Origin of the sequence: Streptomyces sp. NBC_01803 (assembly GCF_035917415.1) — a bacterium.
GTDB lineage: Bacteria > Actinomycetota > Actinomycetes > Streptomycetales > Streptomycetaceae > Streptomyces.
Window position 1 is genome coordinate 786,567 of sequence record NZ_CP109073.1, and the last position, 13,260, is coordinate 799,826.

Consider the following 13,260-nt stretch of genomic DNA (forward strand, 5'->3'; position numbering starts at 1 on the left):
CAAGAGTGAGGAGGCGGGGATGACCCGGATACGGGGTGCGGCCGGAGCCCGGCTGGCCATCCACGACGTCCGCCCGGCGGTCGGCGGCGGCAACTTCCCGTCGAAGGCGGTGGTCGGCGAGCGGATCACGGTCGAGGCGACGGTGTGGCGCGAGGGACACGAAGCGGTCGCGGCCACCATGGTGTGGCGCGGGCCGCTCGACAAGAGGTCGAGGACGACCCGGATGACGCCGGCCGGCGCCGGCACGGACCGCTGGTCGGCGCCCCTCGCCCCCGACGCCGAGGGAATGTGGACGTTCCGCGTCGACGCCTGGGGCGACCCGTGGCTCACCTGGCGGCACGCGGTGCGGGCCAAATACGAGGCGGGACAGGACGCCGACCAGCTGGCCAACGACCTCGAATCCGGAGCGCGGCTGCTGGGGCGGATCGCCCATCGCATCCGCCGCGACGACGCGCGGACACTGCTGGGCGAGGCCGCGGCGGATCTGCGGGACGTCGACCGGCCGTTGGCGGAACGCGTCAGCCGGGCCCTGTCCGAGCCGGTGCACCGGCTCGCCACCGACCACCCGGTGCGGGAGCCGCTGACCAAAGGCCGCACCCACCGGGTGTCGGTGGAACGCCGCCGGGCGCTCAGCGGCGCCTGGTACGAGCTCTTTCCGCGTTCGACCGGGGGCCGCGATGCTGACGGCAGGCCCGTGCACGGCACCCTGCGCACCGCCGCGGCGGAGCTGGACCGGATCGCGGCCATGGGGTTCGACGTGGTGTATCTGCCGCCGATCCACCCCATCGGCCGGATCAACCGCAAGGGCCGCGGCAACACGCTGACCGCCGGACCGGACGATGTCGGTTCTCCCTGGGCGATCGGCGCGGCCGAGGGCGGCCACGACACCGTCCACCCGGAGCTCGGGACCCTGGGCGACTTCGACGCGTTCGTCGCGCGCGCCGCCGAGCTGGGCCTGGAGGTGGCGCTCGACCTCGCGCTGCAGTGTGCCCCGGACCACCCCTGGGTGACCGAGCACCCGGAGTGGTTCACCACCCGGCCCGACGGCTCGATCGCCTACGCGGAGAACCCGCCCAAGGAGTACCAGGACATCTACCCGCTCGACTTCGACAGCGCCCCGACCGGGCTGTTCGAGGAGGTTCTGCGGGTGGTGCGGCTGTGGATCGCCCACGGGGTGCGGATCTTCCGGGTCGACAATCCGCACACCAAGCCGCCGAACCTGTGGGGGTGGCTGATCGAGACCGTCAAGAAGGAGAGCCCCGACGTCCTTTTCCTCGCCGAGGCGTTCACGCGCCCCGCCCGGCTCTACGGCCTGGCCCGGCTCGGCTTCAGCCAGTCGTACACCTACTTCACCTGGCGCACCTCCAAGCGGGAGCTCACCGAGTTCGGCGCCGAACTCGTCGCGCACGCGGACGAGGCACGCCCGAACCTGTTCGTCAACACACCGGACATCCTGCACGCCTCGCTGCAGCACGGCGGGAAGGCCATGTTCGCGCTGCGGGCGTCCCTGGCCGCGACGCTCTCCCCGACGTGGGGCGTGTATTCCGGCTACGAGCTGTTCGAGAACCGGGCCGCGCGCGAGGGCAGCGAGGAGTACCTCGACTCGGAGAAGTACGAGCTGCGCCCCCGGGACTACGCGGCCGCCCTCGCCGCCGGCGATTCGCTCGAACCGTGGCTCACGGCGCTCAACACCATCCGCGGCCGGCGGCCGGCGCTGCGGCAGCTCCGCACGCTGCGGTTCCACGGGATCGACGATGACGCGCTGATCGCGTACTCGAAGCAGGATCCGGTGACCGGCGACACCGTGGTCGTCGTGGTCACCCTCGATCCGCACCACGCCCGGCAGGGCACGCTGCGGCTCGACCTGCCCTCGCTCGGCCACCCCTGGGACGCGTCGCTCACCGCGCACGACGAGGTGACCGGGCAGACCTGGCAGTGGGGCGAAAGTGTCTTCGTCCGGCTTGACCCGGCCCACGCGGTCTGCCACATCGTGCGGCTCGACCCGCCGCCCCTGCGGCCCGGCGGCGAACCGTGAGCGCCCAGGACACCGCGCCGGCACGGGAGGACGTCGACCGGCTCCTCGGCGGCGCGCACAGCGACCCCCACGCCGTACTCGGCGCGCACCGGCACGCGTCGGGCGGGACGGTCGTGCGCGCGTACCGGCCGGGTGCGGAGGCCGTCGCGGTCCTGATGGCCGGTGCCCGGGTCCCGATGTCCCGGGTGACGGGCGGGCTGTTCGCCGCCCTGGTGGACGCTCCGGCGGACGACTACCGGCTTGAGGTGCGCTACCGCGAGGGCACCGTCGTGCTCGACGACCCCTACCGGTGGCTGCCCACGCTGGGCGAGCTGGATCTGCACCTGGTCTCCGAAGGCCGGCACGAGCGGCTGTGGGAAGTGCTGGGGGCCCACGTGCGCCACTACGACACCCCCTCGGGCAGGGTGACGGGTACGTCGTTCGCGGTGTGGGCGCCGACCGCCCGGGGTGTCCGGGTGTGCGGCGACTTCGACAGCTGGTCCGGCGAGGCGTACCCGATGCGGTCGCTGGGTCGCTCGGGCGTCTGGGAGCTGTTCGTGCCGGGCGTCGGCGCCGGCACGACGTACAAGTTCCGCCTCCTCGGCGCGGACGGGACCTGGCACGAGAAGGCCGATCCACTGGCGTTCCGGGCCGAGACCCCGCCCGCGACGGCGTCCGTGGTCTTCACGTCCGGATACCGCTGGAACGACGCCGGCTGGCTGGCCGCCCGTGCCGCGTCCACATCGCACCGCGAGCCCGTCAGCGTCTACGAGGTGCACCTCGGCTCCTGGCGCCAGGGCCTCGGCTACCGCGAAGCGGCGGCCGAACTCGCCGACTACGTCACGCGGATGGGATTCACCCACGTCGAGCTGATGCCGCTGGCCGAGCATCCCTTCGGCGGCTCCTGGGGGTACCAGGTGACCTCCTACTACGCGCCGACGTCCCGGTTCGGGACGCCCGACGACCTGCGTCATCTCATCGACACCCTGCACCGCCACGGCATCGGCGTGATCCTGGACTGGGTCCCCGCGCACTTCCCGCGGGACGTCTGGGCGCTGGCCCGGTTCGACGGCACGCCGCTGTACGAGCACGCGGACCCGCGCCGGGGAGAACACCCCGACTGGGGCACCCACGTCTTCGACTTCGGCAGGCCCGAGGTCCGCAACTTCCTCGTCGCCAACGCGCTGTACTGGTTCTCCGAGTTCCACGTCGACGGGCTGCGGGTCGACGCCGTCGCGTCGATGCTGTATCTGGACTACTCCCGGTCCGACGGGGCCTGGCTGCCGAACGCGCACGGCGGCCGGGAGAACCTGGACGCCGTCGGCTTCCTCCAGGAGCTCAACGCGACCGTCCACCGCGAGCACCCCGGCGTCATGATGATCGCCGAGGAATCCACCTCGTGGCCGGGCGTCACGCGGCCAACGGAGCACGGCGGCCTCGGATTCGGCCTCAAGTGGAACATGGGCTGGATGAACGACACGCTCCGCTACAGCGGACGCGATCCGGCGCACCGGTCGTTCCACCACGACGAGGTGACCTTCGCCCTGACCTACGCCTGGAGCGAGAACTTCATGCTCCCGCTCTCGCACGACGAGGTGGTGCACGGCAAGGGCTCGCTGTGGGACCGCATGCCGGGCGACCGATGGCACAAGGCGGCGGGGCTGCGGACACTGCTGGCCTACACATGGGCCCACCCGGGCAAGCAACTTCTTTTCATGGGCGGCGAGTTCGGCCAGCCCGGCGAATGGTCGCACGACCGGTCGCTCGACTGGGACCTGCTCGGCGATCCGGCGCACGCGGGAATCGCGGCCCTGGTCGGCGACCTGAACCGGCACTACCGCGCGACCCCCGCCCTCCACGCGGCCGACCACACCCCCGACGGGTTCTCCTGGATCGACGCCGACGACCGCGCCGGAAACGTGTTCAGCTTCCTGCGCCTCGCCCCGGCCGACCCCGGTAGGCAGGTGCTGGCCTGCGTGGCGAACTTCGCGGGCGCCGCGTACCACGACTACCGGATCGGCCTGCCGGCCGCCGGCGCCTGGCGCGAAGTCCTCAACACCGACGCCGAACACTACGGCGGGTCCGGCACGGGGAACCTCGGCACGGTGACCGCGACCGACCGGCCCTGGCACGGCCGCCCGGCCTCGGCGGTGATCCGGGTACCGGCGCTCGCCGCCCTGTGGCTGGAGCCGGTGGCGACCGGGTCGGCGTGACGGCGTCACGCGCCGCCGACCCGGGTACGGGGTGCGGGCGCTGCCGCGCCAACCACGATCAGTGGGACCGGCTGGTGACGTCGCCCGCGCGTCGCGCCACTCGCCCGGGTTGAGATCGCCGCGCACCTCGAAGCCCTGGTCACCCGGCTACCCGGCTACCCGGGTTCCGGCTCGCCGACGAGCCGGAACGACGGGGCGAGTCCGTGATCCGGGGCCCGCGCACGCTCCCGGTGACGGTGTAGCCGCCGACGCGGACGTCAGGCGGGCGGTGCCGTCCGGGTGCGGCCGTCAGCGGTGCGGTAGCCGAGGGCGAAGCTGGGGCAGCGGTCGATGACCTCGGCCAGCTCATCGGCCGGGGCCGCTTCCGGTGTGATCCACGGGCGGCGCGAGGTGTCGAAGACAGCCGGGACGCCGCGCACGCATTCGGCGGCGTGCTCGCAACGGCCCGGCTCCCACGTGACGGTGATCCCGGGCGCGGGGTACTCGCGGATGGCATCAGACATGATCAGCCGCCTCAAGGGGATGGGTGACGTAGCCCGCCCGGAGGTTGGCCAGGACCTGCTCGGGGACGGTTCGGATCCCATGTTATCGGGCGCCGGGCATGGACAGAAGTACACACTTCCATGTACAAACGTACGCACCATTGCGCCGAGCATCACCGTGAGGGGCCGAGCCGTCCGAAGTGGGACCGGAAGGGCCCATAAGACCCGTTCATCGATGGGATCTGAACCGAGGGTGCCGGCGGCGGGACGACGAGGTGGTCGACCGCTACGACGCCTCGGTGCTGTGCGCGCCGGCGGCGGGGGCCGGAGGAGTACGACGCGGCCGTCGTCGCCGCGCGCCGGCTGACCGGTCGTGTGACCGGCCGGGTCGGTGCCAGGCAGGCGCCACCACCACCAGTGGGAACCAGGAGAAAACGTTGACTCAGCACACCCACGAGACCTACGACGTGGTCGTCGTCGGCGGCGGTACAGCGGGCTCGGTCATCGCCTCGCGGCTGACCCAGAACCCCGACCTGCGGGTCTGCGTCATCGAGGGCGGCCCCAGCGATGTCGGTGACGAGCGGGTGCTGAATCTGCGCAACTGGATCAACCTGCTGGAATCCGAACTCGACTACGACTACGGCACCACCCCGCAGCCACGCGGCAACTCCCACATCCGCCACTCCCGGGCCAAAGTCCTCGGTGGCTGCTCATCCCACAACACACTGATCAGCTTCCTGCCACTCCCCGGCGACTTCGCGGACTGGGAGAAGGCCGGCGCCACCGGCTGGGACTACGGGACCATGCTCCCCTACTTCCACCGGCTCGAACTCAACCTCACCCCGGTCGCACCACACCACCGCAACGACCTCAGCCAATCCTTCGTAGCCTCGGCCTCGACCGCGCTCGGCGTCCCGGTGATCGACGACTTCAACGCCCAGCCCTTCACCAACGGGACAGGATTCTTCACACTCAGCTACGACCCGGAGACCGGGACACGCTCCTCAGCCTCCGTCGCCTACCTCCACCCCCATCTCGACCGGCCCAACCTCACCCTGCTCACCGACACCTGGGCCTACAAAATCGACGTCGACCCGCAAGGACAGGCGACCGGCGTACGCGTGCGGCACACCGACGGCACCACCCGAACCATCCGGGCGCGACACGAATACGTACTGTGCGCCGGAGCCATCGACACACCACGACTGCTCATGCTCTCCGGGATCGGCCGCACCCAGGACCTGCGGGACCTGGGCATCGACACGGTCGCCGACGTGCCCGGAGTCGGCGAGAACCTGCTGGACCACCCGGAGTCACTCATCCTGTGGGAAGCCAGCCGGCCACTGCCACCCAACTCCGCGATGGACGCCGACGCCGGCCTCTTCGTCGTCCGCGAACCCACCGACGGCCGACCGGACCTCATGTTCCACCTCTACCAGATCCCGTTCACCCTCCACACCGAACGCCTCGGCTACGACGTCCCCGAGCACGGCTTCGGCATGACCCCGAACATCCCACGACCCCGCAGCACCGGCCGGATGTGGCTCACCAGCTCCGACCCATCGGTCAAGCCGGCACTGGACTTCCGGTACTTCACCGACCCCGAGGGCTACGACGAGCAAACCATCGTCGACGGACTCCGCCTGGCCCGCGAGATAGCCGCCACCGCGCCGTTCAAGGACTGGATCACACGCGAGATCGCCCCCGGCCCCCACCTGCGGACCGACGAAGAACTCTCGGCATACGGACGGGCCGCCCACCACACCGTCTACCACCCCGCCGGCACCTGCCGGATGGGCTCCCCCAACGACCCCCTCACCGTCGTCGACCCCCACCTACGCCTGCGCGGCACCAGCAACATCCGCATCGCGGACGCCTCGATCTTCCCCACCATGCCCACCGTCAACCCGATGATCGCCGTCCTGATGATCGGCGAACGCGCCTCCGACCTCATCACCGACACCCTCACGTGACAACACCCACCACAACAGCCAGACAGGTCGGCTTTCGACTCGCCGATCGGTTCGCCCCATTTCCCGAAGCGATTCCGCCAGCCGCGGAGGCGAAGCTCACCGGGCTTACCGTTCCGGCGGCCCAGAAGCCGTCGCTCTATCAGTCATGGCGAGCATGGGTTTCGAGTGCCGGGACTCGGTTGGGTGATTTTCTGTCGCGGCGTGGAGGAGGGCAGGGCCTCCTGTCCAGCTCGGGATTTCCGAAGTCCCCCCGAGCGCTCAGAAGGCGCATCGAGGCGGCGGATACGCCCGGTCGGTTGGCAACACCGCGGTACACACCCACACATGCGGCCCGACACACACCGGGAATTCGTCTTCACCACCCTGCGGAGCAGACCCAGGCGTCCGACCTGCGTGTTCCGTGCGTTTCCCCCGTGTAAAAGCCTCCCACCACGCATTGACGCCCCACAGACGCCGGCAATATTGTTGTGTATTACGAACATTGTTGCTTAAAAAGCAACAGTACTCGGCGCGTTCCCGGTCTCACCCGCCGCGTCGCCGACTCCCGTCGCCCCTCCCCTCGGGCCCGGACATGTCCATCGACCAGAGCGATCAGAGAGCACCGCATGTCCATGACTCAAACGCATCCCGATCTCGTCCCCGCCGGGCCCGCGGACCATCCCGGCCCGGACGTCGAGCTGCGCCACGTCGTCAAGCACTACGACGGGCACCGCGCGCTCGACGGCATCGATCTGACGGTGCGGCGAGGCGAGTTCCTCTCCCTCCTCGGCCCCTCCGGGTGCGGCAAGACCACCTGCCTGAAGGTGATCGCCGGCTTCGAGCAGGTGACCAGCGGGGACGTGCTGCTCGGCGGGGCGCCGGTCGACCGGGTGCCGGCCCACCGGCGGGACGTGAACACGGTCTTCCAGGGCTACGCGCTGTTCCCGCACCTGACCGTGGTGGACAACGTCGCCTTCGGCCTGCGGCAGCGCGGCCTGGGCAAGGCCGAACGGCGGCGGCTCGCCGAAGAGGCCCTCGACCTGGTGGCGCTGTCCGGGCAAGGCCGCAGGTACCCGGCCGAGCTGTCCGGCGGCCAGCAGCAACGCGTCGCCCTGGCCCGCGCGCTGGTGCTCCGGCCGCGGGTGCTGCTGCTGGACGAGCCGCTCGCCGCGCTCGATCTCAAGCTGCGCCGCGCCATGCAGCAGGAGCTGAAGCGGATCCACGCCGAGGTCGGCATCACCTTCATCTTCGTCACCCATGACCAGCACGAGGCGCTGGCGATGTCCGACCGGATCGCGGTGCTGCACGCCGGCCGGATCGAGCAGCTGGCCGCGCCGACCGAGATCTATGACACCCCCGCCACCCCGTTCGTCGCGGAGTTCATCGGGGACCTGGCGAAGCTCGGCGGCACGCTCTCCGAGCCGGGCCTGGTGGCGCTGGACGCGGGCCCCCGGATCCCGGTCACCCGGATCGTCGCCGACGCCGCGGCCGGGCGCCGGGTGGAGATCGGGCTCCGGCCGGAGCAGCTGCGGCTGGTGCCCGCCGCCGAGGGGGTGCTCACCGGCCGGGTGCTGACCTCGTCCGTCATCGGCCACCTCGCCGAGTCCGAGGTGCGGCTGCCGGACGGCTCGGCCCTTCTGGTGCGCCAGCCGCGGTCCGCCCTGGCCCTGGGGCTGGCCGACTTCGCGCCCGGCCGCGAGGTCGGGATCGCCTGGGAGCCCGGGGCCCCGCTGCTCCTCGGGGAACAACAGCCGCCGGCCAGCCCCCGCTGACACCCGCCACGAGGAGACCCGTCCCATGACGCAACTCACCGCGCCGCCGGCGCCACCCCGCGGCACAGCCCAGGAACCGCCGCGCGCCCGCCGGGTGGCCGCCGGCATCGGCGCCGCCCTCGCCCTCGCCGGCACTGCCTGGGTCTACCAGACGGCGCTCGCCCTCGACCTCGGCATCCCCGCGCTGCTGCTCACCTTCGTCGTGTCGGTCCCGCTGGTGCTGCTCGCCGCCGCGGCCGTGCGCAGCAGGCGCCCCCGTGGCGGGGTCGCGCTGCTGATACCGGCGGTCGCGTTCGTCTCCGTCTTCCTGATGCTGCCGGCCCTGGTCATCGTGGCGTACGCGCTCGCCACCCAACGCGGCTTCGGCGGCGTCGAGTTCGGCCTGTCCTTCGCGAACTTCGGCCGGAGCGTGAACGACATCACGCTCGGGGCGTTCTGGCGGACCCTCGGGCTGGCCGCCGCCGGCACGGCGCTGACCATACTGGCCGGGCTACCGCTGGCGTACTGGCTCGCCCGGTTCGCCGGGCCGCGGCTGCGGATGTGGGGGATGGCACTCATCATGCTGCCCTTCCTGACATCGTTCCTGGTCCGCACCTACGCGTTCCTCATCGTGCTGTCCGACCAGTTCCCGGTGCTGCGCGGCCTGCGACGGCTGGGCCTGCTCAGCGAGGACGCCACGCTGCTGGGGAGCCCGACCGCCGTGCTGATCGGCCTCACCTACACCTACCTGCCGCTGTTCGTGCTGCCCGCCTTCTCCGCTCTGGAACGTATGGACTGGTCCCTGATCCGGGCGGCGAGCGACCTCGGCTCACCGCGCTGGAAGGCGTTCCTCCAGATCACGCTCCCGCTCAGCCTGCCGGGCCTGACGACCGGCGCGCTGCTGGTGTTCGTCCCGATGGCGGGCGACTACCTGGTGCCGCAGATCCTCGGCGGCGGGCGCGTGGACCTCATGGGCAACCTCATCAGCCGCGCCTTCCTGGAGGAGCAGAACTACCCGAGCGGCGCGGCCCTCGCCCTGCTGATGACGGCCGCGCTGTCCGTGCTGACCCTGCTCCAGCTCCGCACGAGCAGACGCTCAAGGACCCTCCATGGCTGACCACACCACCGGCGGCAGTGCCCGGGACCGGCGCGCGGTGCGCCGCCTGCTCACCGCGTACAGCCTCGCCGTCTACCTCTTCCTCTTCTTCCCCCTGGTCATCACCGCGGTCTACGCCTTCAACGCGGGCGAGATCGTCCCGCTGTGGGAGGGCTGGTCGGTGCGCTGGTTCCGCGCCGCCGCGGGGAACGACGGCATCCGCGAGGCCATCGCACTCTCGCTGGCCATCGGCCTTGGTTCGGCGGCGATCTCCGTGGTGCTCGGCACCGCGGCCGCCCTCGGCCTCGCCGGGCGGGGGCGCCGGTCCGGGCCGCTCCAGGCGTTCCTGATCCTCGGCCTCGTCGTCCCCGAACTGATGCTGGCCATCGGCCTCCTGCTCTACTTCGACCAGGCGAACACGCCCCTCGGCCGGGGCCCGATGATGGTCTCGCACTCCCTGTTCGGCATCGCGCTGGTGATGATGACCGTGCGCGCCCGGCTGTCCCGGCTGCCCATGGGCCTCGAACTGGCGAGCGCGGACCTCGGCGCCACCCGGTGGGCGACCTTCCGGCAGGTGACGCTGCCGCAGCTCTACCCGGCGATCCTCGCCGGCGGGCTGCTCGCGTTCACCTTCTCCTTCGACGACGTGATCCTGTCCCAGTTCCTCGCCGGCTCGGGCAACACCACCTGGCCGCTGTACATCCTCGCCTCACTGCGCACCGGCCTGTCGCCCGAGGTCAACGCCGCGGCCACGCTCGTATTCGGCGGCACCGTGCTGCTGCTCGCCGGATGCGGCGGCCTGCTGCGCCTCGCGGCGGCCCGCGGAAAACGCGCCGCCGACGCCAACCCCCTCTCCTAGTCCCGCCTTCGTTCCGTCCCCGCCCCATCCCATCCCATCCCCATCCCCATCCCGGAGAACGCCACCATGAAGCTCCACACCCAGCACCCCCCCACCCACCTCCGCGTCCTGTGTACCCCAGCCCACGCCCGAAGACTCAGCACCCACCTCAGCACCGGGCTGAGCCGGCGTCGTTTCCTGCTCGCCGCGGGCGCCGGCACGGCCACGGCCACCCTCTCCGGCTGTTTCTCCGCGGGCGAGGAGCAGACCACCGGCTCCGACGTCGAGTCCGGGCAGCCCATCGAGGACGCCCTGCTGCTGGCCAACTACGCCGACTACGTCAGTGAGGAGAACCTGCGGCTGTTCACCGAGGCGGAGGGCCCCCGGGTCACCCTGGAGACCTACGTCACCGGCGTCGAGCTGATCTCCAAGATGGACACCGGCGGCGCGGAGTACGACATCGTGGTGCCCGGCCCCGCCGAGGTGGTCATGCTGCGCGAACGCGGCCTGCTGGCCGAGATCAACCGCGACCTGATCCCGAACCTGGCCAACCTTCCCTCCTCGTACGAGGAGAACGACTACGACCCGGGGAACCGCTTCACCATCCCGAAGAACGTCGGCCTCGCCAGCTTCTGGTACCGGCCCTCGGCGGTGCCCGACGAGAACCCGCAGAACCTCCTCGACTGCTTCGAGATGATCTCCCGCCACCCCGACGCCCGGGTCAACTTCTTCGCCGGCGCCCGCGAGGTGTTCGCCATCGCGCTCGCCGCCCTCGACCGGGACATCGCCACCACCGATCCGGCCGACATCCAGGCCGCCAAAGAGCTGCTGATCTCGGTCCAGCCGCACATCGACTCGTTCGGCGCCGACGAGGTCAGCCTGGGCAGCGCCGGCGAGATCGACATCTGCCTGGGCTACAACGGCTACGCGCACCTCATCAACCAGGCCAGGCCCGAGGACCCGGTGACGTTCGTGCTCCCGACCGGCAGCACCGAGTACTTCATGAACGTCTGGGCCATCCCCACCAACGCACCGCACCCGGTGGCCGCCCACCGCTGGATCAACATGATGCTGGAGCCCGAAGCGGCTGGCCGGGAGATGGACTTCACCGGCTACCTGGTCCCGGTCACCGGCGCCGAACGCTTCGCCGACCCCGCGCTGATCGCTGACCCCGTGGTCAGCGTCACCCCCGAGCAGCTCGCCCGCTGGCAGGTCAACATCCCGACCCCCGAGTCCGTCAGCCTCCAGACCGAGGCATTCAACGAATTCCGCGCCGCATGACCACCACCCTCCCGGCCGCCGCCACCGGACCGGCCACCGCGGCGAAGCCCCCCTGGTGGGCGGACGCCGTCCTCTACCAGATCTACATCCGCAGCTTCGCCGACGCGGACGGCGACGGCGTCGGCGACCTGCGCGGCATCCGGTCGCGCCTCGGCCACCTGCGCGCGCTCGGGGTGGACGGCATCTGGCTCACGCCGTGCTACCCGTCGTCCGGCGCGGACGGCGGCTACGACGTGTCCGACTACTGCGCCATCGACCCCGAGCTGGGCTCGCTCGACGAGTTCGCCGCGTTGGTCGCCGACGCGGAACGAGCCGGCCTGCGGGTGGTGATCGACCTGGTGCCCAACCACACCTCCAGCGATCACCCGTGGTTCCGGGAGGCGGTCGCCGCGCCGCCCGGCTCCGCGGCCCGGGCCCGTTACCTCTTCCGCCCCGGGCGCGGCGCGGACGGTGAACTCCCCCCGAACGACTGGACGTCCGTGTTCGGCGGGCCGGCCTGGACCCGGCTGCCGGACGACGAGTGGTACCTGCACCTCTACGACCGGGCACAGCCGGACCTGAACTGGCGGCACCCGGAGGTACGGGCGGAGTTCCACCGAATCCTGCGGTTCTGGCTGGACCGGGGCGTGGCCGGCTTCCGCATCGACTGCGCGCACAGCCTGCTCAAGCACCCCGACCTGCCGGATGTCGGCGCCGACGCGCCGCCCGTGCCCGGCACCGCGAGCTTCCCGAACCACCCGCAGGGCGACCGGGACGAGGTCCACGAGATCTACCGCGACTGGCACCGGGTGCTGGCCGCGTACCCCGGGGACCGGGTGCTGGTGGCCGAGGCATGGGTGTCGGGCCTGGACCGCCTCGCCCGGTACGTGCAGCCGGACGAGCTCAGCCAGGCGTTCAACTTCGACTTCGTCTCGGCCGGTTGGGACGCCGAGGCGTTCCGCGTGGTGATCGGTGACACGCTGACCCACCTCGGCGCGGTCGGCGCGCCCGCCACCTGGGTGCTGTCCAACCACGACGTGGTGCGGCACCCCACGCGCTACGGCGGGGGCGCGGCCGGACTGCGCCGGGCGCGCGCCGCGGCCCTGCTGATGCTGGCGCTGCCTGGCAACGCCTACCTCTACCAGGGCGAGGAGCTGGGCCTGGCCGAGGTCACCGACCTGCCGGAGGAGGTACTGCGCGACCCCGCCTGGGAACGCTCCGGCCACACCGATCGGGGCCGGGACGGCTGCCGGGTCCCGATGCCGTGGCGCACGGCCGGCCCGTCCCTCGGCTTCGGCTCGGGTCCGGGCTGGCTCCCGCAGCCCGCGGCCTGGGCGGGCCTGTCGGCCGAAGCGCAGGAGCAGGACCCCGGCTCCACCCTGGAGCTCTACCGGACGGCGCTGTCGCTGCGCCGGACGGAGAAGTCCCTGGGCGGCACCGGACCGCTGCGCTGGCTGCCGTCCCCCGGCGGCTCCCTGGCGTTCGCCCGCGACCCCGGCCTGGTGTGTGTGACCACCTTCGCCACGCCGGGCCCGGTTCCGGTCCCGGCCTATGGCGAAGTCCTGCTCAGCAGCGGGCCGTTGACCGACCCCACCCTCCTCCCGCCGGACACGACCGTCTGGTACCGCACCACCGCCTGACATCGAGAGGGGAG

At 71.6% G+C, this 13,260-nt stretch carries 9 protein-coding genes; 8 read left to right on the forward strand and 1 reads right to left on the reverse strand.

Translation table 11 applies throughout. The features are described from left to right. The first annotated feature begins 19 nt into the window (after positions 1–19). Together OIE51_RS03315 and glgB are read left to right on the forward strand one after the other, a co-directional pair. Positions 20–2,035, forward strand: coding sequence for an alpha-1,4-glucan--maltose-1-phosphate maltosyltransferase (locus OIE51_RS03315; RefSeq protein ID WP_326595377.1), 2,016 nt, complete (start codon positions 20–22; stop codon positions 2,033–2,035). After that, positions 2,032–4,227: a 1,4-alpha-glucan branching protein GlgB gene (glgB, locus tag OIE51_RS03320; RefSeq protein ID WP_326595379.1), complete on the forward strand. Its 2,196-nt coding sequence runs from the start codon at positions 2,032–2,034 to the stop codon at positions 4,225–4,227. The genes OIE51_RS03315 and glgB overlap by 4 nt, the downstream gene beginning before the upstream one ends. Positions 4,228–4,484: 257 nt before the next feature. Here the strand turns inward: glgB and OIE51_RS03325 are convergent, their stop codons facing one another. Continuing rightward, positions 4,485–4,730: a (4Fe-4S)-binding protein gene (locus tag OIE51_RS03325; protein WP_326595380.1), complete on the reverse strand. Its 246-nt coding sequence runs from the start codon at positions 4,728–4,730 to the stop codon at positions 4,485–4,487. A gap of 416 nt (positions 4,731–5,146) precedes the next feature. On the opposite strand from OIE51_RS03325, the gene OIE51_RS03330 reads away from it, so the two are divergent. The 6 genes from OIE51_RS03330 (at position 5,147) to OIE51_RS03355 (ending at position 13,246) form a co-directional block, all read left to right on the forward strand. Further along, the gene (locus OIE51_RS03330) at positions 5,147–6,682 is read left to right on the forward strand and encodes a GMC family oxidoreductase (protein ID WP_326595381.1); all 1,536 of its coding nucleotides are present in this window, start codon (positions 5,147–5,149) and stop codon (positions 6,680–6,682) included. 611 nt (positions 6,683–7,293) lie between these two features. Further along, a complete protein-coding gene (locus OIE51_RS03335) occupies positions 7,294–8,433 on the forward strand; it encodes an ABC transporter ATP-binding protein (RefSeq protein WP_326595383.1) in 1,140 nt (379 codons plus the stop codon). Positions 8,434–8,458: 25 nt separating this feature from the next. Beyond that, the gene (locus OIE51_RS03340) at positions 8,459–9,529 is read left to right on the forward strand and encodes an ABC transporter permease (protein WP_326595384.1); all 1,071 of its coding nucleotides are present in this window, start codon (positions 8,459–8,461) and stop codon (positions 9,527–9,529) included. Beyond that, positions 9,522–10,367 (forward strand): ABC transporter permease, encoded by an 846-nt coding sequence (locus OIE51_RS03345; protein WP_326595385.1) that lies wholly within the window; start codon positions 9,522–9,524, stop codon positions 10,365–10,367. Before OIE51_RS03340 ends, OIE51_RS03345 begins: the two co-directional genes overlap by 8 nt. A 66-nt stretch (positions 10,368–10,433) precedes the next feature. Next, positions 10,434–11,627, forward strand: a complete 1,194-nt coding sequence (locus OIE51_RS03350; protein WP_326595387.1) for an ABC transporter substrate-binding protein — start codon at positions 10,434–10,436, stop codon at positions 11,625–11,627. Continuing rightward, positions 11,624–13,246, forward strand: a complete 1,623-nt coding sequence (locus OIE51_RS03355) for a glycoside hydrolase family 13 protein (RefSeq protein WP_326595389.1) — start codon at positions 11,624–11,626, stop codon at positions 13,244–13,246. Before OIE51_RS03350 ends, OIE51_RS03355 begins: the two co-directional genes overlap by 4 nt. Positions 13,247–13,260 lie beyond the last annotated feature (14 nt).

What these genes read in the sequence shown, in the direction of transcription:
- OIE51_RS03355 (WP_326595389.1), top strand. Translation starts at nt 11,624, where the DNA reads ATGACCACCACCCTCCCGGCCGCCGCCACCGGACCGGCCACCGCGGCG.
- OIE51_RS03350 (WP_326595387.1), top strand. Translation starts at nt 10,434, where the DNA reads ATGAAGCTCCACACCCAGCACCCCCCCACCCACCTCCGCGTCCTGTGT.
- OIE51_RS03325 (WP_326595380.1), bottom strand. Translation starts at nt 4,730, where the DNA reads ATGTCTGATGCCATCCGCGAGTACCCCGCGCCCGGGATCACCGTCACG.
- OIE51_RS03345 (WP_326595385.1), top strand. Translation starts at nt 9,522, where the DNA reads ATGGCTGACCACACCACCGGCGGCAGTGCCCGGGACCGGCGCGCGGTG.
- OIE51_RS03335 (WP_326595383.1), top strand. Translation starts at nt 7,294, where the DNA reads ATGACTCAAACGCATCCCGATCTCGTCCCCGCCGGGCCCGCGGACCAT.
- OIE51_RS03315 (WP_326595377.1), top strand. Translation starts at nt 20, where the DNA reads ATGACCCGGATACGGGGTGCGGCCGGAGCCCGGCTGGCCATCCACGAC.
- OIE51_RS03340 (WP_326595384.1), top strand. Translation starts at nt 8,459, where the DNA reads ATGACGCAACTCACCGCGCCGCCGGCGCCACCCCGCGGCACAGCCCAG.